26 protein-coding genes are annotated in these 25,452 nt (G+C 62.6%); 17 read left to right on the top strand and 9 right to left on the bottom strand.

What is annotated here, in order from left to right:
* The first annotated feature begins 262 nt into the window (after window positions 1-262).
* The 5 genes from AK2_RS05775 to AK2_RS05755 all read left to right on the top strand — a co-directional run bounded on the left by AK2_RS05775 (window position 263) and on the right by AK2_RS05755 (window position 5,128).
* Complete coding sequence (locus AK2_RS05775; RefSeq protein ID WP_067932336.1) at window positions 263-493, top strand: glycosyltransferase family protein; 231 nt, start codon at window positions 263-265, stop codon at window positions 491-493.
* Window positions 490-1,704: a glycosyltransferase family 4 protein gene (locus AK2_RS05770; protein ID WP_067932335.1), complete on the top strand. Its 1,215-nt coding sequence runs from the start codon at window positions 490-492 to the stop codon at window positions 1,702-1,704. The genes AK2_RS05775 and AK2_RS05770 overlap by 4 nt, the downstream gene beginning before the upstream one ends.
* Window positions 1,679-2,878: a glycosyl transferase gene (locus AK2_RS05765; protein WP_067932333.1), complete on the top strand. Its 1,200-nt coding sequence runs from the start codon at window positions 1,679-1,681 to the stop codon at window positions 2,876-2,878. Before AK2_RS05770 ends, AK2_RS05765 begins: the two co-directional genes overlap by 26 nt.
* A gap of 152 nt (window positions 2,879-3,030) precedes the next feature.
* Window positions 3,031-4,422: an MATE family efflux transporter gene (locus tag AK2_RS05760; protein WP_245632790.1), complete on the top strand. Its 1,392-nt coding sequence runs from the start codon at window positions 3,031-3,033 to the stop codon at window positions 4,420-4,422.
* 91 nt (window positions 4,423-4,513) lie between these two features.
* Window positions 4,514-5,128: a nitroreductase family protein gene (locus AK2_RS05755; protein ID WP_067932331.1), complete on the top strand. Its 615-nt coding sequence runs from the start codon at window positions 4,514-4,516 to the stop codon at window positions 5,126-5,128.
* A gap of 113 nt (window positions 5,129-5,241) precedes the next feature.
* Here the strand turns inward: AK2_RS05755 and AK2_RS05750 are convergent, their stop codons facing one another.
* Both AK2_RS05750 and yidC read right to left on the bottom strand, forming a co-directional pair.
* The gene (locus AK2_RS05750; RefSeq protein WP_217994671.1) at window positions 5,242-6,234 is read right to left on the bottom strand and encodes an aminoglycoside phosphotransferase family protein; all 993 of its coding nucleotides are present in this window, start codon (window positions 6,232-6,234) and stop codon (window positions 5,242-5,244) included.
* Between the two features lie 57 nt (window positions 6,235-6,291).
* A complete protein-coding gene (gene yidC, locus AK2_RS05745; protein ID WP_067932327.1) occupies window positions 6,292-6,921 on the bottom strand; it encodes a membrane protein insertase YidC in 630 nt (209 codons plus the stop codon).
* Between the two features lie 150 nt (window positions 6,922-7,071).
* Between yidC and AK2_RS05740 the strand changes: the two genes are divergently transcribed.
* Window positions 7,072-7,272, top strand: coding sequence for a hypothetical protein (locus AK2_RS05740; RefSeq protein WP_067932326.1), 201 nt, complete (start codon window positions 7,072-7,074; stop codon window positions 7,270-7,272).
* Window positions 7,273-7,349: 77 nt separating this feature from the next.
* Here the strand turns inward: AK2_RS05740 and AK2_RS05735 are convergent, their stop codons facing one another.
* Together AK2_RS05735 and AK2_RS05730 are read right to left on the bottom strand one after the other, a co-directional pair.
* A complete protein-coding gene (locus AK2_RS05735; RefSeq protein ID WP_369406120.1) occupies window positions 7,350-8,516 on the bottom strand; it encodes a multidrug efflux MFS transporter in 1,167 nt (388 codons plus the stop codon).
* Between the two features lie 151 nt (window positions 8,517-8,667).
* Window positions 8,668-9,234, bottom strand: coding sequence for a cysteine hydrolase family protein (locus AK2_RS05730; RefSeq protein WP_067932322.1), 567 nt, complete (start codon window positions 9,232-9,234; stop codon window positions 8,668-8,670).
* Between the two features lie 76 nt (window positions 9,235-9,310).
* Here AK2_RS05730 and AK2_RS05725 point away from each other — a divergent pair, with 76 nt between their 5' ends.
* The 4 genes from AK2_RS05725 (at window position 9,311) to AK2_RS05710 (ending at window position 12,176) form a co-directional block, all read left to right on the top strand.
* Complete coding sequence (locus AK2_RS05725) at window positions 9,311-9,964, top strand: TetR/AcrR family transcriptional regulator (RefSeq protein ID WP_245632789.1); 654 nt, start codon at window positions 9,311-9,313, stop codon at window positions 9,962-9,964.
* Window positions 9,965-10,083: 119 nt separating this feature from the next.
* Window positions 10,084-10,614 carry a MarR family winged helix-turn-helix transcriptional regulator gene (locus AK2_RS05720; RefSeq protein WP_067932320.1) on the top strand — a complete coding sequence of 177 codons (531 nt, stop codon included), beginning with the start codon at window positions 10,084-10,086 and terminating at the stop codon, window positions 10,612-10,614.
* Window positions 10,586-11,398, top strand: coding sequence for an ATP-binding cassette domain-containing protein (locus AK2_RS05715; protein ID WP_067932319.1), 813 nt, complete (start codon window positions 10,586-10,588; stop codon window positions 11,396-11,398). Before AK2_RS05720 ends, AK2_RS05715 begins: the two co-directional genes overlap by 29 nt.
* Window positions 11,358-12,176, top strand: a complete 819-nt coding sequence (locus tag AK2_RS05710; protein WP_067932316.1) for an ABC transporter permease — start codon at window positions 11,358-11,360, stop codon at window positions 12,174-12,176. Before AK2_RS05715 ends, AK2_RS05710 begins: the two co-directional genes overlap by 41 nt.
* 73 nt (window positions 12,177-12,249) lie before the next feature.
* On the opposite strand, the gene AK2_RS05705 is transcribed toward AK2_RS05710, so the two are convergent.
* Window positions 12,250-13,095, bottom strand: coding sequence for a hypothetical protein (locus tag AK2_RS05705; RefSeq protein WP_174521144.1), 846 nt, complete (start codon window positions 13,093-13,095; stop codon window positions 12,250-12,252).
* A 254-nt stretch (window positions 13,096-13,349) separates the two neighbouring features.
* Between AK2_RS05705 and AK2_RS05700 the strand changes: the two genes are divergently transcribed.
* Genes AK2_RS05700 through AK2_RS05690 form a run of 3 tightly spaced genes read left to right on the top strand, consistent with a single transcriptional unit; the run spans window position 13,350 to window position 17,334 of the window.
* Complete coding sequence (locus AK2_RS05700) at window positions 13,350-15,029, top strand: phospholipase C (protein WP_083520907.1); 1,680 nt, start codon at window positions 13,350-13,352, stop codon at window positions 15,027-15,029.
* A gap of 23 nt (window positions 15,030-15,052) precedes the next feature.
* Window positions 15,053-16,204 carry a multicopper oxidase family protein gene (locus tag AK2_RS05695; RefSeq protein ID WP_067932310.1) on the top strand — a complete coding sequence of 384 codons (1,152 nt, stop codon included), beginning with the start codon at window positions 15,053-15,055 and terminating at the stop codon, window positions 16,202-16,204.
* The gene (locus AK2_RS05690) at window positions 16,201-17,334 is read left to right on the top strand and encodes a multicopper oxidase family protein (protein WP_067932308.1); all 1,134 of its coding nucleotides are present in this window, start codon (window positions 16,201-16,203) and stop codon (window positions 17,332-17,334) included. The genes AK2_RS05695 and AK2_RS05690 overlap by 4 nt, the downstream gene beginning before the upstream one ends.
* Before the next feature lie 28 nt (window positions 17,335-17,362).
* Here AK2_RS05690 and AK2_RS05685 read toward each other — a convergent pair whose 3' ends face one another.
* The 4 genes from AK2_RS05685 to AK2_RS05670 all read right to left on the bottom strand — a co-directional run bounded on the left by AK2_RS05685 (window position 17,363) and on the right by AK2_RS05670 (window position 20,998).
* Complete coding sequence (locus AK2_RS05685) at window positions 17,363-18,136, bottom strand: ABC transporter permease (RefSeq protein ID WP_067932306.1); 774 nt, start codon at window positions 18,134-18,136, stop codon at window positions 17,363-17,365.
* Entirely contained in the window at window positions 18,133-19,203 is a 1,071-nt protein-coding gene (locus tag AK2_RS05680) for an extracellular solute-binding protein (RefSeq protein WP_083520890.1), read from the bottom strand. Before AK2_RS05680 ends, AK2_RS05685 begins: the two co-directional genes overlap by 4 nt.
* Window positions 19,200-20,357 (bottom strand): XRE family transcriptional regulator, encoded by a 1,158-nt coding sequence (locus AK2_RS05675; RefSeq protein ID WP_067932304.1) that lies wholly within the window; start codon window positions 20,355-20,357, stop codon window positions 19,200-19,202. The genes AK2_RS05680 and AK2_RS05675 overlap by 4 nt, the downstream gene beginning before the upstream one ends.
* A gap of 176 nt (window positions 20,358-20,533) precedes the next feature.
* Window positions 20,534-20,998: a hypothetical protein gene (locus tag AK2_RS05670; protein WP_067932302.1), complete on the bottom strand. Its 465-nt coding sequence runs from the start codon at window positions 20,996-20,998 to the stop codon at window positions 20,534-20,536.
* A 143-nt stretch (window positions 20,999-21,141) separates the two neighbouring features.
* Here AK2_RS05670 and AK2_RS05665 point away from each other — a divergent pair, with 143 nt between their 5' ends.
* The 4 genes from AK2_RS05665 to mctP all read left to right on the top strand — a co-directional run bounded on the left by AK2_RS05665 (window position 21,142) and on the right by mctP (window position 25,350).
* Window positions 21,142-22,122, top strand: a complete 981-nt coding sequence (locus tag AK2_RS05665; RefSeq protein ID WP_067932300.1) for an aldo/keto reductase — start codon at window positions 21,142-21,144, stop codon at window positions 22,120-22,122.
* A gap of 48 nt (window positions 22,123-22,170) precedes the next feature.
* Window positions 22,171-23,394 (top strand): glycosyltransferase family 2 protein, encoded by a 1,224-nt coding sequence (locus AK2_RS05660; protein ID WP_067932298.1) that lies wholly within the window; start codon window positions 22,171-22,173, stop codon window positions 23,392-23,394.
* Between the two features lie 191 nt (window positions 23,395-23,585).
* Entirely contained in the window at window positions 23,586-23,792 is a 207-nt protein-coding gene (locus tag AK2_RS05655; RefSeq protein WP_067932296.1) for a DUF3311 domain-containing protein, read from the top strand.
* 31 nt (window positions 23,793-23,823) lie between these two features.
* Window positions 23,824-25,350, top strand: coding sequence for a monocarboxylate uptake permease MctP (gene mctP / locus AK2_RS05650; protein ID WP_157076240.1), 1,527 nt, complete (start codon window positions 23,824-23,826; stop codon window positions 25,348-25,350).
* The last annotated feature ends 102 nt before the right edge of the window (window positions 25,351-25,452 follow it).

Raw genomic sequence — 25,452 nt, 5'->3', positions numbered from 1 at the left:
GTTATGTATACTTATTAGCAGACATCTTGATTGAGTGCTAAGTGGCCGTGTCGCAGCCGCCTGATTGAGGTGTCGAAGCTATGCGCACCGTCGCGCTGACTCAAGGTTGCGTGGTCGAATCGGCGGCATCGATTTTTTCCCCCGGTCGCGGGACGCGGCTGATTTTTCTCCCATTCGTCGCTTCTCATTTTTTCATTCGTCTATTTCGGAATTCGTATCTGTGGAAACACTGATCTCGAAACCAAATGGAGGGATGGGAAAAATGAAGGCGCTGCTGCTTGCTGGCGGGCATCGCACCCGCCTGCACACACACAGAGACAGTCTGGCCAAACCGGTGTCTCACCGGTCCGGGCTGCATTCACACCTGCGTCAACGAACGAACCAGGGTATCAGACGAGGCGCCCGGACGGCCTATCACGGCCTGAGGGTGTCAGCCGCACAACCGCTCGCGCAGGCCGCCGTCGGCCGGGGCGGAGAGGCGGTGCAGGCATGAAGATTGCCTACGTCAGCACCTATCCGCCCCGCCGCTGCGGCATCGCCACATTCACCGAACACCTGCGGCACAGTATTGTGACCGCCAGCCGGCGCCGCGACGGTGATGTGGTAGTCGTCATGGTCAACGACGACGGCGCCGCGTACCGAAACCAGTCCAACTTTTGGCCGCTTCCCGCGGCCGACAGGGCGGCCTATGCCAAGATGGCCGAGAAGCTGAACAAAAGCGACGTGTCGGCCGTGATCTTGCAGCACGAGTTCGGCATCTTCGGCGGCGAGGCGGGGGCGTATGTGCTGGATTTTGTCCGCGCGCTGCGCAAACCGCTGGTCACCACGTTTCACACCATTTTCCCGGACCCCCAGCCTCCTTATCGGTCTATCCAGCAGGAGCTGGCCGACCGTTCCGACGCCATCGTTGTCATGAACCGACGGGCCATCCCGTATCTGACGAATGCGTACCGCATCGCGGAGGAAAAAATTGCCTATATTCCGCACGGATCGCCCAAGCCCAGGCGCGAGGAGCGGGCGAAAATACGGCGGCGGCTCGGGGTAGCAGGACGCAAGGTGATGTTCACGTTTGGTCTGCTCAGCCGCGGCAAAGGCATTGAGTCGGTGCTGCGGGCGCTCCCGGGCGTGGTGAGGTCGGTGCCAAGCGCGCTGTACGTGATTGCCGGCCAGACGCACCCGGAAGTGCGCAGGCACGAAGGGGAGGCGTACCGCGAAGAGCTGCTGGGTATGGTGCACGAGCTGGGGCTGGACGGGCATGTGCGCATGGTCAACCGGTACATCAGCGAAGAAGACCTGGTCGACTATCTGACGGCTTCTGATTTGTACCTCACTCCTTATCCGGGGCTGCAGCAGATCACCAGTGGCACCCTGGCCTACGCGGTGGGGCTTGGGAGGCCGGTGCTCTCGACACCGTATGAGCACGCTCGCGACCTCCTCGCCGGCTGCGAGGAGCTGCTGCTCCCGTACGGCGACGTACCCGCTTGGGAGGCGGCGCTCAGGCGCCTGCTCGGCGATGACACCGCGCTGCGTCGCTTGGAAGAGCGGATCCGCCAAATCGGCCAGGCGACCCACTGGCCGCAGGTGGCCGGCCAGTACCTCAAACTGTTGGCCAAAGTGTGCGGTGAGAAAGCTGGTGATGCGGTGCTGGCACCGCCAGTGAAAGGGAAGGTGAAACCGATTGTCTCCGTCAGCGATTCGATTTGACCACCTGGAGCGCCTGACTGACGACACGGGGCTGCTGGAGCATTGCCTGGGGCGTATTCCGCGCCGGCGCGAGGGATATTCAGCGGACGACAACGCGCGCGCCATCTGGCTGTGCGTGGAGTGGCTCGCCCAGCTGCCCGAGGACTGCCAGGCTGAGCGAAGCCTTTTGTACCGCCTGTTGGACCGGTACCTGGCTTTTCTGCTCTGGGCGCAGAAGGAAGACGGTTGGTTCCAGAACAACATCCGCTTCGACCGCACCCCAGAACCCGAGGAACGGTCTGAGGATTGTCTGGGCCGTTCACTCTGGGCGTCGGCGGTGGTGTGTGTGCATTTGTCCGACGAGGCGCGCAGAGAGGTGGCAGCGGAAATCCTGCGCCGGGCGCTGCTGGCTGCCTCGGAGCTCCGGCGCATGCGCGGGCTGGCGTGGGCGCTGGCTGCGGGCTGCCTGCTGCTGGCTCACACCGGCCTGACGCCGACACGGCGAGCCGAAGGCGTCCGTTTTGACCTCCTGGCGGATGCCAGACCAGACAACCATCCCCTGCGGCTGGAGGCCTTGGGGTTGACAAGGGAACAGTTGACATCGCACGTCCAAGAGTGGGAGCGGCGGCTGACCAACGCGTACGAGGACCAGGCGGATGACGGTTGGCGTTGGTTCGAGCCCGAGCTCAACTATTCCAATGGCCTCCTGCCGTGGGCGATGTGGGTGGCCTGGCGGGTCGGCGGGCGGGAAACGACCCGCCGCATCGCGGAAGCGAGCCTCGACTTTCTTGTCCAGCAGATGAGCGGCGAAGACGGGCGCATCCGGCCCATCGGCAACCGCGGCTGGTGCACCCGCGAGTGGCGGGCGGACTGGGACCAGCAACCAATCGACGTGATGAAACTGGCTCTGGCGGCGCGCGAGGCCTACCTGGCGACCGGCGAGGCGCGTTGGCGGGAGGTCTTGCGGCGGTCGCTCAATTGGTTCCACGGCGACAACGACCTCAACCTGCCGATGGCCGATCCGTCCGACGGCAGCTGCTGCGACGGGCTTTCTCCGTCGGGAGCCAATCCCAATCGCGGCGCCGAGTCGACCTTGTCCTACCTGTTCACCGAGGCGTACGCCGCATCGCTCAACCTGGCCGGCGGGCGAAGCCACGAGCTGGCGTACACCCCGGATAGGGCGGCCAGCGTGTGAGCGAGCTACGGGCTCATCCTCGGGCGTCGACGGCAGACGCGCTTACAGCCCACCGGCACCGCCGGTGGGCTGCTGTATGCTCCCAAACTATATCGCCATCCCCAGTTCCATGATAAGATGGGTACGCACTGTACAGCGGGGTGGGGAGTTGCGTGGCCGTCGTACACCTGTGGAAAAACATTCTCAAGCTCGCGCTGCCGTCCATCGCCACGTTTTCTTCGATGACCTTGACCGGGATGATCACGCTCATCCTGGTGGGCCGATTGGGACCGAGCGCCATCGCCATCGTCGGCGTGAGCAATGTGTTGATGTATAACACCTGGGCGCTGTTCGCGGGGCTGAACGAGTCCGTCAATTACCTGGTGTCGCAGAATTACGGCGAGCAGACGATGCGGGAGGGGAACGAGCGAACCCAGATAGCCCTCTGCATTTCGGCGTGCCTGTCCGTGGGCGTGTTTCTCGCCAGTTTTTTCACCCCTTACGCCGTGCTGGTGGCGATGGGGGTCAGTCATCCTTTGGCGGCGCTTGGGGCGCCGTACTTGCAGGCGCGTTTTATCGCCTTTTCCTTCACGCTGTTGACGAACGTGTTCTACGCCTACATGCGCGGTGTCGGGGACACCAAGACACCGATGTACATCTCGCTGGCCACCAATGTGCTTTTGGTGGTGCTGACGTACGGCCTTACCTACGGCCACTTTGGCCTTCCGGACCTCGGCCTGGTCGGCGCCGGGTGGAGCATGGTGGTCACAGAGTTCCTTGGCTTTGCGGCCAGTGTCGCGGTCTACTACGGCCGCTACCACGCCCAGTTTCACACCCGGACGTGGTTGGCCATGGCCCGCAGTCAGGTGCGGCTGATTCTTGTGGAAACCGTCAAGCTCAGTGTCATGGAGCTGTCCATGAGCCTGGGGATGTTGGTGTTCACCGCCTGTATCACACGTCTGGGTACCGACGCGATTGCCGCCAATGAAATCGCGCTCAATATCCTGTCGCTAGGTTTCATGCCCGCCAACGGCTTTGGCATGGCGGCGACCGTCGCCGTTGGCCAAGAGATTGGCCGCGGCCAGCCACAGGCGGCGAAGACGGTGGGCCTGCACACGTTGCTGCTAGGGCTCATGTTCATGGCGCTGTTTTCCATCTGCCTGTGGCTGTTCGCCCTGCCGGCGACCCACATCTACACTTCCGACGCCCGAGTGGCGTTGTTGGCCGTCTCGCTCATCCATATCGCTTCGTTCATCCAGCTGTTTGATGGCGGCGGCATCGTCCTGTCCGGTGGCCTGCGCGGGGTGGGGGATACGACATTCCTCTTCCGGATGTCGCTCATCCTGAATTGGTTGTTGTTCATTCCCATGACGATTGTCGTCACCCGTGTGCTGGATTGGGGACAGGCGGGCGCCTGGCTGGCCCTGTGCACACTGTTGGTGGGCATCGCCGTGGCCAATTTGTGGCGGTATTTGTCCATCCGGTGGGAACTTATGGTCACGAAATCACAGGGCGTCCGCGAACGCGACACCCATCAGCCCACGGCGTCCAACACTTCTGTCTGAGGATACGCTTGACTTACTTATAGTTAGTTGTGTACCATATATCTGCTGTAAGTTAAAAAGTGAGCTAAATAGAGAACAGGAGTGGAGAAATATGGCAACCACGACGGTGACTAAGGACCTGATGGCTGCGCTGCGTGACCGCCGGTCTATCTACGGCATCAGCGCGGAATCGCCGATTTCGGACGAAGAGATTCAGAATATCATCGAAGAAACGGTCAGACACACCCCGTCCGCCTTTAACTCGCAGAGCACGCGCGTCGTGCTGTTGTTGGGCAAGCAGCATGATCGGCTGTGGGAGATCACGACCGATGTGCTGAAGGCGGTCGTGCCTGCGGACCAGTTCACTTCGACGCAGCAGAAGATGGACAGTTTTCATCAGGGTCATGGCACCGTGTTGTTCTTTGAAGACATGGCGGTCGTTGAAGGCCTGCAGAAGCAGTTCCCGCTCTATCAAGAGAACTTCCCGGTTTGGGCCGAGCATACCAACGCCATGCATCAGCTGGTGGTTTGGATGGCGATTGAGGCCGCCGGTCTGGGAGCCAGCTTGCAACACTACAACCCTCTGATTGACGAACGGGTGAAGGCGGAGTGGAACCTGCCGTCAGCCTGGAAGTTGATTGCCCAGATGCCGTTTGGCAAGCCGACCGCCCCGGCCGGTGAAAAGCAGTTCCAACCGCTGACCGACAGGGTCAAGGTGTTTCGCTGAAGACGGATACCCATCCAGTCCCCGGGCGCAGGCAGGCACGCCCCTTGCCTCGCGTCTGGACAACGCCTGGGCAACAAGACAGCCACCGACAGGCTTTGTCGATGGCTGTTTTTCTACAGGCGTCGCAATTCGCGTGCGATGGAGAGCAGACCCGCGTAAGTCTCCCTCTCCTGCCTGTTCAGTTCGCCCCCGGGGTGGCGGCCGGCCTCTCGGTCCGCCTGGATGCGCGTAGCAATCCACAGCAGGTGGATGGCCGCAAACTGGAGATATCCGCGGAGCCAAGCCGCCGTTCGTTCCCGCAGGTCAGAGCGCGCTCGCGCATACGCCAGCAGCACCCGCCTGCGGCCGAGAGGACGCCACAACGGGGTCGTCGGACTGGTGGCGTCCAGGAGCTGAAAGAGGTCGAAGTAGTCGTAGTCCGGGTGTAAGTATTCCCAGTCGATCACGGCCGGTTGCCGATGCGCCCGCGACCACATCAGGTTGCCCAGGTGCAGGTCGCCATGGCAGAGCACCCGCGGCCTGCGCATCAGTGCCTGTCCCCAGGACTCTATCCGGCGGTAGAGCTGGGACACCTGCCGCCGTGCCGCCGCCGGCCAACCGCATGCACCCATGGCGGTGGCGAACACGGACGGATCGACCACGAGGGTTTGGCGCAGCACCTCGGCCAAATCAGGAGTGTGCGTGCTCAGGGGCACCCGGACGGCTCCGCCCGCCGGAGGGTCCGCTTGATGCAGCCGGGCCGCCGCCGCCACCGCCATGAGGATCCCGTGGCGGCGCGTGGTGATGGGCACCAGTTGGTCGTCCCGGTAGGCAATCCACGCCCACTGACGGCTTTGGCCGCTCCCGGCAACCTGCGGTGCGCACACAGGCAGGTGACGGACGTACGTCTCGTACAGCGCGGCTTCGCGGCGAATCGCCGGATGGTTGTGCGACGCTTTCACGATGAGCGGCAGTCCGTCCCTCGGCAGCAGGCGGACCACCATCGCCTGGGCTGTGCGCGCTATGGGCTGCACCCGCTGCACCTCAATCGACAGCGGGCTTATCACATCCAACCAATCGGGCTCCCAATCGCCGCTTGGCACCAGCCTTCTTCCCGTCCCTCCCACAGGCTTTCATCCCCCGGAGCCGGCGTCAACTACGCGCCGCTTATCGAGTCATCCTCGTCACGCCGCTGCTGCCTTCGGCACCAGGCGGCCATACGTCCATCGCTCACCGGCTCCCCACAACCCGGAGATGGCGTAGTAGAGAGCCGCCGCCACGGGCGCATGCCATAAGATCACAAGGCTCAGCAGACCGCTGATGATGGCGCCTGGGACCTTGGCGCCCAAGCGGGCCGGGCGGTGGCTGACCAAGCCGGCGAGGAACAGCAGCGCCGCCGCGACGAGGGGGGCAACATGCCACGGATCTACGGCGGTCAACGGCACCCAGGGCACCAGGATGCTCGTCACCGGGTGGTTCAAGGTGCGAAACAGCTGGTAAACCATGTACAGCACCGGCGCCTGCAGCAGCGGCAACAGCACGGACGAACTGCGCCGCACCCCATGCCGCTTGAGCAAATCCTGTTGCGCGGCCAACAGTCCTTCCTTCGATCCGTTCCATCTGGCGGCTAGTTCCCGCAGACGCGGGGCCACTGCCATCTGTTTGTCCATGTCCCTCAGCATCCGCATTGACAGCGGCATCAGCAGCAGCCGGACGGCCACCGTCAGCAGGATGATGGCCAGGCCCCAATCGTGCGTGTACATCGCCATGTTGAGCAGCAAATCATGCAAAAACGATTCAATCGATCCATACATTTCTTGTGGCCTCCTCCATGCATGCGTGAACAGGTCCGTGTCCAGGTATGCGTTTTTTGTGACGCGCTGACGGCGCATGCATGGAGGGGCCCCTCTTCGTCGTCACCAGGGCCTGCCAATTTCCGGCGAATCGTGCGCAGGATGCGAAGGATGGGCGACACTTCCGTCCTTTTGTCAGGAAGGGCGGCGGGCACCACCCAGACCGGTCGGGAATACGCCATCCGCGGGGCGGGCGAGCGGCCGCAGCTCCACAACAGGCTCGCCAGTCCCACGAGAATCGGCAGCAGCGGGAGCAACGAGAATACCGACGTGTCCAACTCGCTCACCCCTTCGCACCGTGGTTTGGCATAAGCCTACTACGACACTTGATTCCCGTCCAGTCCAGGGATGGGTTTCCAAATGGATTCGACACCTGATGTCAGCCGCCTCTAAACCGTGGGTTGCACAGAAGAGACGGCCATCTTTTTGTACACCTGGAAATAGACCCAGACCGCATCCATCAGCAGCAGTGCGCTTGTGATGAGAAACACGTACGGGATCCCCATATAGGCTGCGATTTGCCCGCCCAGGACGGAGCCTCCGAATACGCCCAAGTACCCGGCCGACATGCTGAAGCCAAACACCCTGCCTGTGACCGATCCCGGTGTGATTTTCTTCAGGAGGGTGTTGACGGAGGGACTCAGCCCTGCCGCTGCCAATCCAAACACAAAGCGAAGAACCATTAACTGCCAGGTGTCTTGCACGAAGGCGTGCGGAATAAACACGATCCCGGCCACGGCCAGCGCCACCCATATGACTCTTTGGGCTCCCAATCGGTCAGAGATTTTTCCCAATATGGGAGCGGCGATGATATTGGCCAGTCCCGTCACGGAGAATGTGATCCCGGCCAACAGCGCCACATGACTGGCATTGTGGGACAACTCGCCGACATAAACGGTGATGATGGGCTGAACCGAATATAACGACAGGTTGATCACAAAAAAGGTCGCCAGCATGATCAGTGTCAGGCTTTTTTCCGGGAGAATGCCCCATATCTCCTTGGTGCTGAGCGTCTTTTTGCCTGGACGGGTAAACGACTCCTTGACGAACAAGACGGTCGTGATAAACGCAATCAAGAGCAGTGCGCCGGTTATGAAAAACACGTCCGGTATGCCGAGATTGTCTTCAATGAAGCCGCCGATTGTGGGCCCAAGCAGAGACCCGGCGATATTGGCTGTGGAAAGCGTGCCGAGGGCCCATCCGGCGTGTTCATTGTCTGTTTGAGTCGCAATCAACGTGGTGCAGGCTGTGCCGTAGCCGGTGATGACTCCCTGCAGCAATCGAAGCCCTATGAGTTCATAGACATTCTGGGCAAAACCCATGCTGAAGATGACAACGGCCATACCCAGGCTGGCCCGCAGCAGCATCGGTTTTCGCCCATATTTATCGGCGGCCTTGCCCCAGATTGGTGAGAACACAGCTGAAACGATGTAAGTGATGCCGAAGGCAATCCCCGAAAATTGGTCGATGAGAGCCGTATTGTGAACCCCCAGGTGCCTTATGTACAGTGGCAGCACTGGGGCAATCTGGCTCATCCCAATACTCGTGACGAACATCCCGAACCAGCAGACGAATAGATTCCTTTTCCAAATCGGCATGGATGAAGACCTGCCTTCTGCTTACAGGGTTGGGTAAAACGACAGCCTGACGGACCACGCTGGTTGATGGTCCGTCGTTGTCGCCGCGCCGGTTGAAAGGGCTCGATATTCAATCCAATGTTTTGATCCAGTCATCCACGGTCAGCACATCCGCTTGCCGGGGGAACACCTTTTCCATGAGAACGCGGTGCACTTCTGGATCGGCGTCCAGACAAGCGTCCGCCAGCACCGTGAGCGCGAAGTCTTTGTCCGCCGCCTCTCGCAAGGTCGACAGGACGACGCCGCTGGTGGCGATACCGCTGAGAATCAATGTGTCGATCTGGCGGGACCGGAGCAAGACTTCAAGGTCGCTGCCAGCGAACGCGCTGACCCGAATCTTCGTCACCACCGGTTCGTCCGGCCGCGGTTGTACAGATTCGTGAATTTGGGTCGCCGCGTCTGAGTGAGTCATTCCCGGGCGCCCGGAAATTGCGGAGAACGACTTGTTGCGGGGGCTGACCTCGGGATAGCCCTTGCGAAACGCGACGCGCACAAAGATTACCGGAATGTCGTGTCGCCGCGCGGCTTCCACGGCTCGTTGAAACGGCAGCAGGACTTCTTTGTTCTCGGCAAAACGCGATACAATTCCGTTTTGCACATCCATGACCAGCAGGGCAGCGTTGCGATTCGGCATCATATTGGCACACTCCTCGTTTCTGTGTTACCATTAAGTGGAGAATTCTCCTCTTGATATTAACCGGAGACTTCTCCGCTTGTCAAGGACGGTTGGCAATCGGATTTCGGGAAGTGATGATGCGGTGCATGAGGCGGAGACAACCCGCACCCGTTCTGAACGTCGCGATGCGGCCGAGAACCGCCAGCGCATATTGAACGCGGCGCTCCGGCTGTTTGAGCGATACGGGGTGGAACAAGTCAGCATGAATCAAATTGCTACAGAGGCCCAGATTGGTCCCGGGACGCTTTACCGCCGCTATCGAAACAAGAGCGAATTGTGCCTGGACCTCATTAAGGACAACATTTTTCTGCTGTTCGAGGACATCGAGGCCTTCTTGAATGAGCACGGGGCTGATCCGCCCGGCCAACGCTTGAAGGGGATTCTCAACTTGTTCATCCGTTTCCGCGAGACAAAAGCACAGTTGTTGAAAGGGGTCGAGGACCCCGGGTCAAGCCACCGGCCCAGGAACCGAGCGCGGAGCGCCTTTTATAACGATTTGCATCCTATCCTCGTCGGTCTGTTCGAAGAGATGAGCGCCGCCGATCAGACGCCGGCCGACAGCGCCTTCCGAGCTGACATGTTGATGACGGCTTTGACCAGTGATTCTTACCTGTTTCAAAGAGAGGTGCGCGGCCTCTCCCCCGAGCAGATCCTGGAGCAGCTGTGTTTGACTTTTATTCCATCGGAGTGAGGGAATCGACTCAGAAGAAGGCAGTGTCCCATTTATTTAGTGTCGCTATATAATATAATAAGAGCAGAGGATGAAACCGCCTGCGGGACACAGCTCCCGTACGGGAAAGGAGGCGCTCCATGGGAACACCGGACGGTGCGCGTTTGGAGCGGCTGTTTGAAGCGTTTCAGGTCGTCAACCGCGCGTTGCGCAAAGGCTCGCTCGCCCAGGGCGGGTTCAACATCACCCGCGTCCAGTGGATGATTCTGCGGCACGCGCATCGGCATCCAGGGTGCACGGTGGGCGAATTGGCGGAGCGGCTGGACGTGCGTCCCAGCACCATGTCGCAGATGCTGGACCGGCTCGGAAAGGTGGGCTATCTGCAGCGGGAGGCTGCGCCCGAGGATTCGCGGGTGAAACGGGTTCACCTGACGGAGTTGGGTCAGCAGGTTATCCGCGAGGTCGAATCGATATGGCTCACCCGCCTTTCCCAGCCGTTCGCCGACCTGACAGCCGCCGAACAGGCGCAGTTGGTCGAGCTGATGGAGAGGTTGGCCCAGTCGGTCCGAGATGCTGGAGCGCTTGGGCAGATGCGGGGGGAGCCATCAGGAGACAATCGAAAGGCAAGGGAGGGGATACCGGATGACGCAGACCGCAGGTCTGGCGATTGAAGTGGAGCACCTGTGCAAGCGGTTCGGCGAGGTGCGGGCTGTGAACGATGTCAGCTTCTCCGTCGCCGCGGGGGAGTGCTTTGGCCTGCTGGGCCCCAACGGCGCGGGGAAATCCACCACCATTAAAATGTTGACCACGCTGCTCAAGCCGGACGCCGGTCGCGTGCGGATCGCCGGCTGGGACCTGGCCACGGAGCCGACGCGGGTGCGCGCTTCCATCGGGTATGTGCCGCAGGCGTTGTCGGTCGATGGATCGCTCACCGGCTACGAAAACCTGCTCATTTTCTCCAAACTGTTCGGCTTGACACGCCGGGAACGGCGTCAGCGCATCCCACAGACCTTGGCCATGCTTGGCCTTGAGGACGCGGCCCAGCGGCGCGTGCGCACGTACTCGGGCGGCATGATTCGCAGGCTGGAAATCGGGCAGGCCATTCTCCACCGTCCGCGTGTCCTGTTCCTCGATGAGCCCACGGTCGGGCTCGATCCGGTGGCACGCAAGGGCGTCTGGGACCACATTGAGCAACTGCGCCGGGAGCACGGCATGACCATCCTCCTCACCACGCACTACATGGAGGAAGCGGAGCAACTGTGCGGGCGTATTGCCATCATGAGCCGCGGCCAGGTGGCCGCTCTGGGGTCCGTGGCGGAACTGCGCGCCCAGATGGGCCAGCCGGATGCCACCTTGGATGATATCTTTGTCCACTTCGCGGGTGCGTTTGAGCCCCAGGGAGGAGGCATGCGCGATGTCTCAAGAAGCCGTCGCACCGCGCGCCGGCTGGGCTGATTCGGGCCTGCGCGCGGTTTGGCTGTACGTTGTGCACGCGATGACCGTGGTGGAGCTGGAGGTGCGCAAACTCCGCCAGGATCCGTCCGAGCTGTTGATGCGGGCGGTGCAGCCGGCCCTATGGCTGCTCGTCTTTGGCCAGGCCTTCGGGCGCCTGCGCGCGATACCGACGGGGGGCGTCAGCTATATGGCGTTTCTGACCCCGGGCATTCTGTCGCAGTCCATCACGTTCATCTCCATCTTTTATGGGATCGCCATCATCTGGGAGCGGGACATGGGGCTCCTGCAGAAGTTTCTCTCGTCGCCGATGCGCCGGTCCGCCCTTGTTCTCGGCAAGATGCTGGGCGCTTCCGTGCGCGCGGTCGGGCAGGGTGTCATTGTCGTGCTGTTGGCGCTCATCGTCGGTGTGCACCTGCGCATGGGCTGGGACCTCATCGGTGTGCTCGTCACACTCGTTTTGGGATCCGCCTTTTTTGCCGGGATGTCGATGGTGTTGGCGGCGCTGCTGCGCACGCGCGAGCGGATGATGGGCATCGGCCAGGTCATCACGATGCCGTTGTTCTTTTCCTCGAACGCCCTCTACCCGATTCACATCATGCCGGCTTGGCTGCGGGTGGTGGCCACCATCAATCCGATGAGCTACCTGGTCGACGGCCTGCGCGGGCTGCTGCTCGGCACCAGCTTCCACCTGTGGTTGGACTGGGCCGTGCTCGTCGGTGCGGGGGCGCTGATGCTCACGCTCGCCTCTATTTTGTTTCCGCGTCGGTTGGCCGGGTGAAGGATGTGTCCCCTTGAGCGGATGCGCGCTCCCGGCGCATCCGCTGGGAGCGGCAACGGCTCATGCGTCCTTCTCATTCGGGACGGAGACTGGCGCGCGCCGTCCGCGCCACCTGCTGCCGTGCATAGAAGCAACAGAACCGGGGGGCGTACCCGACGATGTACAGCACCAGCAGGGTAACCGCCGCGTTCAGGATCATGAGTGAGGCGTTCAGACTCAAAAAGGTGGTAAGAATGCCGACACACACGCTCGGCACAACAAACCCCGCGTAAGCCGCGAAGTAAAACATGGAGATGACTCGGGGGCGCTCCCGCGGTCCGGCCAGCCCACCCGCCAACTGCAGGCCTGCCTGGAACGTCCGCCTGCTTCCGAAGGTTTGGAACAACATCCCCATCCAGAGCAACCCCATATTCGACACCTCGCCGGATGTCACCGTTGTCCACGCCCCCACCGACAGCAGACTGACCCCGGTGCAAAGTTTCGCCACAGGATGGGCCGGGCGGGGAATCAGCTGTACGAAGGCCGCACCGCCGAGCAGCAGCAAGATTAGCAAGCCGGAAATCGACAGGTTGGAGGTATGGATGACATTCTTCACATAGGAGGGGACCAGGGACAAGACGATCCCGTTCAGCGTAAAGTTGGCGAACGCCGACAGCGCGACAAACGAGAGGAACGGGGCCCTGATGTCACTAGCGGAATACAGCATCCATGCCTCGCTGCTGAACAAAAACAAAAGCGTGGACGGCAGCGAAAGGCCGACGCTAACTCTTAGCACCCGCTTTAACCCCCAGGCGCTGCCTTTGCTTCCCACAATCATCAGCGTTGGCAGTAAAAACACAGCGTAGACGACGAACAACGCCGTCACCCCAAGGCCGTTCAGTCCATAACGCTCCTCGTACAGCGGAAACAAAGGCGACACGAAGGTCGCGCCAATCACATCGACAACAGGACGGCTAGCATTCTCTGCATCGTCAACAGCTCCTGGGCGACCGTTTGCCGGCGCCGTGAATTTTGGAACGATCGTTCAAATATGGGACAGGCAGCGGGAGAACGGGCGCCTCGTCCGCATTTACGGCATCTTCAAACAGCGTTCATAAACCACCAACATTCCACCGGTACACTGCGAATTGCACAAAAGCGATACCTGGGAGAATCCGATGGAGGCGATGCATGATGCAGCCACGCTTGCAGCGGCCGTGGGCGGTACTGGCCGGTCTCGCGGCCCTTGGTGGGGCACTGGGCGCCGGTGGCTGGGCGTACGCTCAGGTCGTCATGCCTGGGACAGGCGGATCTGGCAAGGCGGTGCACGGTCACTCAGCGGCCCCTGCTACGACGACGCCAATCAAGCACGTCGTGGTGATCTTTCAGGAGAACGTGTCGTTCGATCACTACTTCGGCACCTATCCCAACGCGAAGAACCCGCCCGGCGAGCCCAAGTTCACGCCGGCCAAGGACACGTCCAGCGTCAACGGGCTGAACACGCCGCTTTTGACCCACAATCCCAATGGCGTCAACCCCCAGCGGCTCGACCGCTCGCAGGCTGTCACCGCCGACATGGACCACGGTTACACCAGCGAGCAAAAGGCGTTCGACGGTGGCCTCATGGACAACTTCGTGCAAGGCACGGGACACGGCAACGACATCGTCATGGACTACTACGACGGCAACACCGTCACCGCCCTGTGGAACCTGGCGCAGCATTACGCGATGAGCGACAATTCCTTCGGGACCACCTTCGGCCCGTCCACCCCGGGGGCGCTCAACCTCGTCTCCGGACAGACACACGGAGCCACCGCGTATACCGCCAGTGTCAGCAGCGGCGGCAAGCCGGTTCCGGGCAACGTGGTGGCCGGCAAGCTGAACAACGGCACTCTCTACAGCGATATCGATCCGTATTACGACAAGACCTCGAGCGGGCAGACGGTGGCCATGAGCGGCAAGAACATCGGCGATCTGCTGAACGAGAAGCACATTACCTGGGGCTGGTTTGAGGGCGGCTTCCGCAACAGCAAGGAGCAGCACGACAACGTGGCGGGCAGCGCGTCAACCGACTACATCCCGCACCACGAGCCGTTCCAGTACTACAAGTCCACTGCCAATCCCAACCACCTGCCGCCTTCGTCCATCGCCAAGATTGGCTACACCGACCAAGCTAATCACCAGTACGACCTGACCGATTTTTGGTCTGCGGCGGACAGCGGCCACCTGCCGGCCGTCAGTTTTCTCAAGGCGCCGGCGTATCAGGACGGCCACGCCGGCTATTCCGATCCGTTGGACGAACAAACCTTCCTTGCCAACATCATCAACCACCTGGAGCAGCTACCAACCTGGAAGGATACGGCCATCATCATCAGTTACGACGACTCGGACGGCTGGTATGACCATGTGATGGGTCCGCTGGTCAATCCTTCTGACGATCCGGACGCCGATGCTCTCGACGGTCCGGGCAAGGCGGGCACCCCAAAGCCCAGCGCCTACCTGGACCGGGCGGGTTACGGCCCGCGTCTGCCGCTTCTGGTCATCTCGCCCTACGCCAAGGTGAACTTTGTCGACCACAGCGTCACCGACCAGGCGTCCGTTCTTCGCTTCATCGAGGACAACTGGCGCTTGGGCCGCATCGGCGACCAGTCGATGGACGCGCTGGCGGGGTCCATTGACAACATGTTCAACTTCCAGAAACCGCAGGCCAAACCGCTGTACCTCAACCCAGCCACCGGCGAGCCGGAGAGCGCGGGAGAGGCAAGGAAGCAGATTGCGGCCTATCTCAAGTCACTCTACCACGATGCGGGGGTCCGGCAGCCGGCCGGTCCGTTCTCCAACGCTGCGTCCGCCACGTCGGGCGGCACGCGCTGAAGCCCGCGCCGGGGGGTTGACCAATGAACGGCAAGAGGCTGAAAACACGCGGCGCCTCGGACACACCGCTTGTCATGCGGGGGGATGAGCAACCGCCCCAGCGCTTTTGGTCAGGGTGGCGGCTCGGGCTCGCGGCGGCGGCCGTAGGTGCGGCCGCCACCGTGCTGGGGGGGTGGTTGTTGCCGGCGCATGCTGCCACGCAGACACCAGCCACGACCGCGGCGTGGCCTGCGGCCAAGCCGACGGACGCTGCCACAGACGTGGCGGCCGACGCCACGCCGGACGGGGCACCGGCGGTCGGGCAGGGACAGGCGGGTGCCCTGGCGGATGGGACCCTGCACGAACAGGCGCTCAAGCCCCAGGTCCTGCCGGACGGCACGAAGCGCTTTGTCCTCACCGCAGCGCCCGTGCGGTGGCCTGCCACGCCCGGCCGGACGGTGCAGGCTTGGGCGTTGAACGGCCAGGTGCCGGGGCCGCTCATCCGCGTCCAGGTGGGCGACCGGGTGCAGATTGTGGTGCGGAACCACCTGCCCGAGGACACCACGCTGCACTGGCACGGCATGGCTGTACCGAACGCCATGGATGGCGTCCCGGGGATGCCGACGCCGGCGATTCGGCCAGGCGCGTCCTTCACGTACACGTTCACCATCACGTCGCAGATGGTGGGCACGCACTGGTATCACAGCCACGTCGATGACGACTTGCAGGTGGACATGGGCATGTACGGGCCGATAGTGGTGGACGGCCGCGGCGCGGCCGACACCCAACCGAAAGCCGACGTGGACGCGCTGGTGATGTTTGGTGCGTTCAAGGTGGACGGCATGGATGACGAAAACCTGTTCACGGTCAACGGCCAGGCGTATCCGCTGGCGCCCACGCTCCACCTGCGCAAGGGGCAGCGGGTGCGCCTGCGGCTGGTCAACGCCAGCGCCGAATCGTACCACGCCATCACCCTGGACGGCTACGACTTGACGCTGGTTTCCGAGGACGGGCAACCTCAGCCAGATCCGCAGTCGATGGCCGTGGTCTCGCTCGCCCCCAGCGAGACCGCGGATGTGGAGTTCACGGCGAACCGCCAAGGCACCTGGCTGCTGCGCGACACCCTGGCGGCCAACCTGGAGAACCCCGATGCCCAGGGGTTGGGCGGGGCGGAGATGAAGGTGCGCGTGGAATGAGGACAATTCAGGCGTGGGTCAGAACCGTCCGCTCGGCGGCGGCCATGTGGGGTGTGGCCGCGGCCCTGACGGTGGGGGTGATGGGGTGTGCACCCAACCCGTTTGCCTCCGGCGGCACAGCGTCCACGCCTGCCGCCGCGAGCCAGCCAGCTGCTGGGGCAACTCAGGCCGCGGCATCCCCAGGCGGGCAGGGCCAGCCTGAATTTACCCTGCCCGGTGTAGCGGACGCGGGACAAGACGCCTTGTCGCAGGCGGCCATTCGCAAGCAGCAGGCGGTTGCCCGCGACCTGATGGAAGAGCGTCCCATGCGCGGACAGCGGCTGGCGGACGGGGCCGTGCGTTTCACGCTGACGGCAGAGCCGGTCACCTGGCACCTGTACCTCAAGAAGAACGTGAAGGCTTGGGGGTACAACGGACAGGTGCCCGGTCCCTTGATACGGGTCCAGGTAGGCGAGAAGGTGAAGATTGTGCTGCGTAACCACCTGCCGGTGCCGACCACGCTGCGTTTCCCCGGGCTGTCCGTGCCCGCCGGTGTGGAGCGCATGGGTGGGACCAGCCAGTGGGCTGTGACACCGGGATCGTCCTTCACATACCAGTTCACGGTGACGAAAGACATGGTCGGGACGCACCTGTACTGCAGCGGCACCGACATGGAGACGCAGATTGACCGCGGTCTGCATGGGGTGCTGCAGGTGGATCAGGCGGGCGGGCAGCCACAGGACAGGGTGGATGCCCTGTTTGAGATTGGCTCGTTCACGGTCGACCAGGCGACGATGGACAACGTCTTCCTGCTTGATGGCAAACCGTACCCGCTGGCGCCGGAGCTCACCGTGCGCCGCGGCGAGCGGGTGCGGCTGCGGTTTGTCAACAACAGTCCGGATTGCTACCACGCGATGCACCTACACGGGTACACGTTCTGGCTGGTGGCCGAGGACGGGCGCCCGCTGCCCAAACCGAGGCCGATGAACGTGGTCAACCTGGCACCGGAGGAGACGGCCGACATCGAGTTCGTCGCCAATCATCCGGGGACCTGGATGCTGCATTGCCACATTCTTGATCACATGATGAATCCGGACGATGCGGTGGGCGACATGGGAGGCCTGACCACCTTTGTGCGCGTGCTCCATTGAGGCTAGATTGACATCGTCGGCGGGCGGATCAAAGGCGCCCGCGCCAGGCCGAAACCAAAAGCCCCACCACCAGCGCGAACGCGGTCACCAGCTCCGCTATGGGCACCACAGCCGCCACGCCGCCCGCGGTAAACTGCACCCATACCTCGACCGGCAGGGTGTACGGGTGGTAGGCCACAATCATGGTCGCGCCAAATTCGCCGATGGAACGCGCGAACGTCAGCAGCATCCCGGATAGGATGGCCGGGCGCGCCAGTGGAAGGCTGATGTGCCAAAACACGCTCCACAGGTTGCCGCCCAGGGTTCGGGTGACTTCGGCCAGTTCCCGAGGGACGTCTTCGAACCCGGCCTTGGCGGTCAGTACCAGATACGGGCTGGTAATGTACGACTGGGCCAAGAAGACCCCAAGAATGGAGTTGGTGAGTGGCATGTGGTGCGCACCAAACCAGGCGCCAATCGGCGTCATCGGACCATACAGGAAAAGCTGCCCGATGCCGCCGACCACTGGCGGCAGGAGCAGCGGCAGGAGGAGCAGGGCCTCGAGCAGGCGCCGGCCGAAGAACGGCCGCAGCGACAACAGGTATGCCGCCGGCAGGCCGAACACAACCGCGGCCGCGGTCGTCATCAGGGCGCCCGCCGCCGAAGCGGCCGCGGCGCTGCCCAGCTCCGGGCTGGCCAGCTGCGCCACGGCTGCGCGCGGTGAGAGTGTGCTGAACATATGTACCAGCGGAGCCACGATATAGAGGAACGGCAACAGCGCGGCCGCCGTCAGGAGGCTGGGGAGCAGACGTCCAGATCTCATCCGCCGTGCTGCGCCCCTCCCGCGATTCCTTGCAGGGCCGCAGGCACGGCCTGGCGGCTGCCGACAAGCTTGGGCTGCATCACCACAAACCCGTCTTTCTGGAGCAGTGTCTTCCCGTGGCCGGCGGTCAGGTAGCGGATAAACTTAGCCCCCGCGTCGGGGTTTTTGGCGACCGACGGAATGGCGGCGGTGAACACAATCGGGCTGCCGTGCTGCGCTGGGCCTCCAGAGGGCTTGTACACCGCCTTAGCGTAGGTCTTCGCCTCGGCCGGATCGCCCAGGTTGATGGCGTCCGGGAGGGAGATGTAGGGAACCTTCCATTCAACCGCCTCGTGCCGGTAGGCGACGATAGCGTCAATCTGGCCGCTGGTCAACTGAGCCAGGAGTGACTCCTCGGGAAACACTTGCTTGGGGTTCTCGTCCCCGCCCAGGACCTTCTTGAACAAATCCGGCTGATGGTAGTAGCGGCCGGCCAACTGGAACAGCATCAGCGTGTAGACCCCCTTCGGGTCCAGCTTTGGATCTGTCCGGCCGAAGCGGAACCCGGGTTCCTCAAGCACCTTCCACCATGGGGTCTTGCCGGCCGCCGCCTGCTTCAGTTGGTCCGCGAAGCGGCTTTTTGGCGAGTACGCGATGACCAGTTGGTCGCGCGCAAACTCCAGGTACCACCGAACCAGGTTGTGGTTCTTGCTGCCCATGAGCAGGCTGTCGTTGACCGATGGAGAGGCGCTGATGAACACGTCCGGAGTGGAGATGCCGGACTTTATCATCTGCGCCAAGGCCGCGGAGCCCTTGCCTTCACCCTGCAGGTCCAGATGCAGCCGGTTCTTGACGTCCGGTCCGATGGTGTGTTCCATCAGGTCGGTCATCGATCCGGCATACAACACGGACAGCTTCTGATTGGCCTCGGTGGCTGTGTGGGTGGCGGTTTGATTTCCTGACGCTTTAGCACCGGATTGTGTGCCTGTAGATCCGTTCGAGTTGTTCGAGCTGGTTGTGCCGCACCCGGCGAGGCTCAGCGCGAGCGCCAGGCCGACGCCGGCGCTCCACAAGCGAATCGGCTTCATCTTTTCTCCTCCTCCGTCGTGAGACCTGTGCCCAGCCCCGTGACATCGTACGGGCCAAAGGCGGAAAGCTCGTTGCGAAACTTGTCCGACTGCAGCGCCTCCAGCAGCGCCTGGACCGCGTCCGTCTGGATGTGCCGAGGATGGATGAGCAAAAAGCACACATCTTCCTGAATCGGCACGAAGGCGAGGCCGAACAAGCGGGCGGCAGCCGCGTGCGCCACGCCCACATCGGCCAGATTGTCTTTGACCGTCGCTGCCACCGACAGGTGGCTGTGCACCGTCGTCTGGTATCCATTCACCTGTTGCGGCGCCACCTTGGCCCTGGCCAACTCTGCGTCCAAGACTGCCCGCGCTCCAGATCCGGTCGCGCGGTTGACGAGGCGCCACCGCTGCTGCGTGAGGCTTTCCGGACCCGCAAATTCCGAGCGGATATCCGGCCGCATCACCCAACCCAACTCTGCCCTTGCCAGGCGAATCGGCTTAAGCTCCAACACCCACTCCGCCGGCTGCCCGGTGACGGGGGATGTGGGCAGTACATCTCGAACGCTCTGCCAGAGGGCTTGTTCGTCCGGAACGTGTACGGCGGCTACGTGCGTCGAGCCGGCTGCCAGTTCCGCCACCGCCTGGCGGTTGCTGGCGTTGAACCAGACCCCGCGGTGCCCCCTGGCGACGACACGCGTGTATTCGCTGAGCAGTCCGAGGGCCGGGTCGCACCCGGAGATGAAGACGGTCTTTCGCGCTTCAGCCAAGGGCGCCAGCAGCGTGAGGCGCGCCTGGTGCTGCCGAGCGTCAATCGTCTGGGCCACCGCGTGCACCGGGGCGGCGGGTGGGGCCGCGTCGGCCATGGCCGGCCGGGCCACCCAGCGCCCGTCGATAGCGGCCAGGTAGGCTCGCTGTGGCGCCGTCGTCCCTGGGGCAGGCGAGGCGGCGGAAGGCCAGTAGGCGCTGACGGACGTCTCCGGATCTGCGAACAAGGTCTCGACTGTCTCGCCCAGCGCGCTCGCCAAGCGCAGAGCGGTGACTGTGTTCGGGCTGACCTTCCCGGCCTCAATCAAGCCGACACTCTGGCGCGTGATGCCGGCCGCCTGGGCCAGGTGTTCGCGGGACAGGCCGCGTTGCAGCCGGACCTCACGGACACGATTGGGAAACTTCACACGGGCAGCCTCCCTCAGCGAGATAGAAAAAATAATATACATTCAGAAAGTATATTTTCCAATCACAATATACCGAGACGCCCCGGATGTCAATTGCCTTCCATGCAGGTCTGTCGCGGCCGCGCGGATGGCGCCGCCTGCGCGAGGCCGCGGGTCTTGGGCGCACAGTTTTCACTTCACTTGCCGTTTTTTCCTTGTCGGCCGTTTTTGCCGCCGGGAAAGACCATTCGCACGTGGTCCAGTCCGTGCTTGTCAAACTCCTGCTGGTACTGCTCCTTGCGCCGCCACAAGCGCATCTCCAAGGCCGGCGTGAGCTCCGCGTCCGCGTCCGCGCCCAGCATCACGTCGCGGTACGCCAAGTGATGGGCGAGCACATCCCAAAACGTCTCTTCGTCGTATTCGTCAATGATGGGCAGCAAGGCGTCTTCCATCGCCTGATTGGCGTGATAGGCGCCGCAATCCTCGCAATACTCTATCCAGTCGCTGCAGCCAAACTGCTCCGCAAGGGCGTACACGTGGTCCGCCGTCTCCTGCAGACCCTCGGGACGCCGCTCGGGCGGCAGGCCATTGACCATCCATTCACCAAGAAACATCAGTGTGACCAACTGACGGTACTGCTCCGGGGTCAACTCCATCTGCAACTGCAACACCTCTGCCGACGATTCTGCGTTAAGCGTACCACAATTGCAAATTGCAGGGTGGACAGAACTGTCCAAGGCCGTGGGTGGTTGTACCATCATTTGTGCTACCATTTAAGATATCCTGAACGAAAGAGGGTGTGCACATGGAATATGTGAAGCTTGGCCGCACTGGCCTCGAGGTGTCACGGATCTGCCTCGGCTGCATGAGCTACGGAGTCCCCGAGCGGGGCAATCACCCCTGGGTGCTTGACGAGCAGGAGGCGCGCCCGTTTATTAAGCGGGCGCTGGAGTTGGGCATCAACTTTTTCGACACGGCCAACGTGTATTCGGACGGCACCAGCGAGGAGATTGTCGGCCGCGCCCTGAAGGACTTCGCCCGGCGCGACGAAGTGGTGCTGGCGACGAAAGTGCACGGGCGGATGCACAAGGGCCCCAATGGCGCCGGGTTGTCACGCAAGGCCATCATGGCGGAGATTGACAACAGCCTGCGTCGGCTCGGCACCGATTATGTGGACTTGTATCAGATCCACCGTTGGGACTACACCACTCCCATTGAGGAAACGATGGAGGCCCTGCACGACGTGGTCAAGGCGGGCAAGGCCCGTTACATCGGCGCCTCTTCCATGTACGCGTGGCAGTTCATGAAAGCTCTTGCGGTCGCCGACCAGCACGGCTGGACGCGCTTCGTCTCGATGCAGAACTACCTCAACCTGCTCTATCGCGAAGAAGAGCGCGAGATGCTGCCGTTGTGCGAGGCGGAAGGCATCGCGGTCATTCCCTGGAGCCCCTTGGCTCGCGGGCGGCTGACGCGGGACTGGGAGGAGACCACGCGCCGCTCGGAGACGGATCGGTTTGGGCAGACTTTGTATACGGCCATGGAGGAGGTGGATAAGCGGATTGTCGCCCGGGTCAAGGAGGTGGCCGAGGCGCGCGGCGTGTCGCGGGCGCAGGTGGCGTTGGCCTGGGTGTTGCAGAAGAAGCAGGTGACCGCGCCGATTGTCGGGGCCACCAAGATGCACCACCTGGAGGACGCGGTGGCAGCGCTGGACCTGCACCTGACCGAGGAGGAAATCGCCCGCCTCGAGGAACCTTATGTGCCGCACCCGGTGCTCGGCTTTCAATGAAACAGAGACTTTGAAACAGCAACTTTGGAGACGGCGGAGGGGAATCGCGTGAATTGGTGGTGGCCTGGGCTGTCGCTTGTTGTCTGTGCAGCGTGGGTAGGCATCGCCCTGTTCAACGTGTTCGACTTGCTGCACGTGCCGTGGCTGCCGAAGGCGGGGACAGGGCGGGCAGCCGCAGGCGCGGCGGACGAAGCGTTCCCACCGGACCCGGCGGGAGCGCGCCCACCGCTCGGCGCGGGTGCAAGCGAGCGGGTTCAGGTGAGTGTCATCATCCCGGCGCGCAACGAGCAGGAACGCCTGCCGATGACGCTTGCGGCCTGGGCGGAGCAGACGTATTCGGAATTCGAGGTGATTGTGGTGGACGACCGTTCGGAGGACGCCACGGGGGCCCTCGCGGACACGTTCGCGCAATCCCACCCGCGCTTTCGTGTGCTGCACATCTCGCACCTGCCGGATGGCTGGCTGGGCAAGAATTACGCCCTGCAAAAGGGAGCCGAGGCAGCGGTCGGGCCATGGTTGCTGTTTGCGGACGCGGACGTGTGCTTCGCGCCGGACGCCCTGGCGCGGACGATGGAATACGTCGGCCGTCAAGCGCTCGACCACCTGACCGTGGCCCCGCGCGTTGTCGCCCGCGGTTACTGGTTGCGCGCGCTGACCGCGCTGTTCGCCTACAATCTGGTCCTGTTCAAGCGTCCGCACATGGCCTACCGCCCCAGGTCGCGGGCCTACGCCGGCATCGGGGCGTTCAACCTGGTGCGCAAATCGGTCTATCAGCGCATGGGCGGCCACCGGGCGCTCGCGCTCAGACCCGATGACGATATCCAGCTTGGGCGCATGGTCAAGCGGGCGAACGGCCGCCAGCAGTTTGCGCTCGCTGACCAGTTCATGCAGATTGAGTGGTATCCGAGTCTTAGGGAAATGGTCAAGGGCCTGGAGAAGAGTCCGTTGGCAGCTTTCCATTACTCGGTGGGTAAGCTGGTGGCCAGTCTGATCCCGCTCCTGCTGCTGTACGACGGCCCCTTTGCGTGCGCGCTGCTGGCGCCTGGTTGGTGGCGCCTCGTCGGGGCGGGGGCGCTCGTCATCATGTTTCTCTTATACTTCATGCTCAACCGGTTTTTGCGTTTCCCGCTGCATCAGTTCCTCGTGTTGCCGGTCACGCTGTGCCTGTTCATGTACACGTTTGTCCGATCCGCCTGGCAGGCGCTGCGCCGCGGCGGCCTCTTGTGGCGAGGCACTTTGTACCCTCTGGCGGAACTCCGGCGCGGCCTTTGACGCATCTCCTGCACCGCCTCAGGTGCGCCTGCGTGCGTGTCGCGCCGGAGCGGCGCGACGCCAGCCCGCTCTTCCCTTCAATCCGATTTGACAAATTGATTCATCTAGTCAGATAATTGTACCGGTTGGGGTGGGCGTACTGTCGTTCAGAGTCCGGTGGTGTCAGTTGTCCGTGGAAGGGGGTGTCAGGCATGAATGCACCGTCCGGCCGCCATCGCCAAGTGTGGTATTGGTTACTCCTGCTTCCCTTCATCGGCACGCTGTTCCCGTCCTGGTATGCGTCCGATGGACCGGAGTTGTGGGGATTCCCGTTTTTCTATTGGTACCAGATTGTCTGGGTCTTCCTGAGCTCGTTCATCACGTTCTTTGTCTACAGGATGACGCGTAAGCGGGAATGAGGAAACCGTCGGAGGGGGCATCGAAACCATCATGGTGAATAGGCCGGCGCTGGTCATATTTATCCTCTTTTTTGTCTTTGTGACCGTCCTGGGCTTTGTGGCGGCCCGTTGGCGGCGCGGCGACCTGAGCCAGCTGCACGAGTGGGGGCTGGGCGGGCGCCGGTTTGGCACGGTTATCACGTGGTTCCTTCTGGGCGGAGACCTGTACACCGCTTACACCTTCATCGCGGTGCCCGCCCTGCTCTACGGAGCGGGTGCCACCGGATTCTTCGCCGTGCCGTACACCATCATCGTATACCCGTTTGTGTTTGTCGTGATGCCGAGGTTGTGGTCGGTGGCCAAAAAGCACGGGTACATCACCGGCTCCGATTTCGTCAAGGGTCGCTATGGCAGCCGTTCCCTGGCGCTGGCTGTGGCGGTGACCGGCATCCTGGCCACGATGCCGTACATCGCCTTGCAATTGGTCGGCATGCAGGCGGTGATTGCGGCTATGGGCATCACCGGCTCTGGATTGCTCGGCGATTTGCCGCTCATCATCGCCTTCCTGATTCTGGCTCTGTACACGTACACCAGCGGTTTGCGGGCACCGGCGATAATTGCCGTGGTCAAGGACCTGATGATCTACATCACGGTGCTCGTCGCGGTCATTGTCATTCCGCTCAAGCTCGGCGGCTTCGCTGATATTTTCCATGCGTCAGAGAAAGCGCTTTCTACTTCGGCCGTGATTCTCCCACCCTCTGGTTACCTGGCCTACTCGACACTGGCGCTCGGATCTGCCTTGGCGCTGTTCTTGTACCCACACTCCATCACCGGCACCCTGAGTTCTAGCAACCGACGCGTGATTCAACGCAATGCGGCGCTTCTCCCGGCGTATTCGCTGGTGCTCGCGTTCATCACGTTGTTCGGATACATGGCCTGGGCGGCTGGCGTGAAGACGACCGACAACACGTCGGCGGCGGTGCCGCTTCTGTTTCTTAAGGAGTTTCCTTCCTGGTTTGCCGGGTTTGGGTTTGCCGCCATCGCCATCGGCGCGCTGGTGCCGGCGGCCATCATGTCCATCGCCGCCGCCAACCTGTTCACTCGCAACATCTATAAGGAGTTTTTCCGGCCTGGCTGCAGCGGCCAGGAAGAATCAAAGGTAGCAAAAATCGTCTCTCTCATCGTCAAACTGGGTGCTCTCGTGTTTATTGTCGCGATGCCCAAGGCGTTTGCCATCAACCTGCAGCTCCTCGGTGGCGTCTGGATTCTGCAGACGCTTCCCGCCATCATCCTCGGACTGTATACCCGTTGGCTGCACCGCTGGGCGCTGTTGCTCGGGTGGGCGGTCGGCATGGTGATGGGCACCGGCATGGCGATTGCAAACCATTTCGCCAGCTCCATTTACACCGTGCACATCGGCGGTGTCGCCGTCTCCATCTACGCGGCGGTGTGGGCCTTGGCTGCCAACCTGCTGGTCGCGGTGGTGTTCACCTGGGTGTTTCGCGCCCTTGGGGCGAAAGAAGGGGAGGACGAAACGGCGCGCGGCGACTATGAGACGGGGCTGGGAGCCACGGTTTAATCTGGTCTGTCCAGAGATGGGCGTGACAGCATGGGACCGGGTGCCCGCGGCCACGGCGGTCTTGGTGAGTGTCAGAAGCCAGGCGGATCGCCGTGGCCCGGC

This window comes from Alicyclobacillus kakegawensis NBRC 103104, from assembly GCF_001552655.1.
GTDB lineage: Bacteria > Bacillota > Bacilli > Alicyclobacillales > Alicyclobacillaceae > Alicyclobacillus_G > Alicyclobacillus_G kakegawensis.
This window is presented reverse-complemented; position numbering and strand designations above follow the sequence as displayed.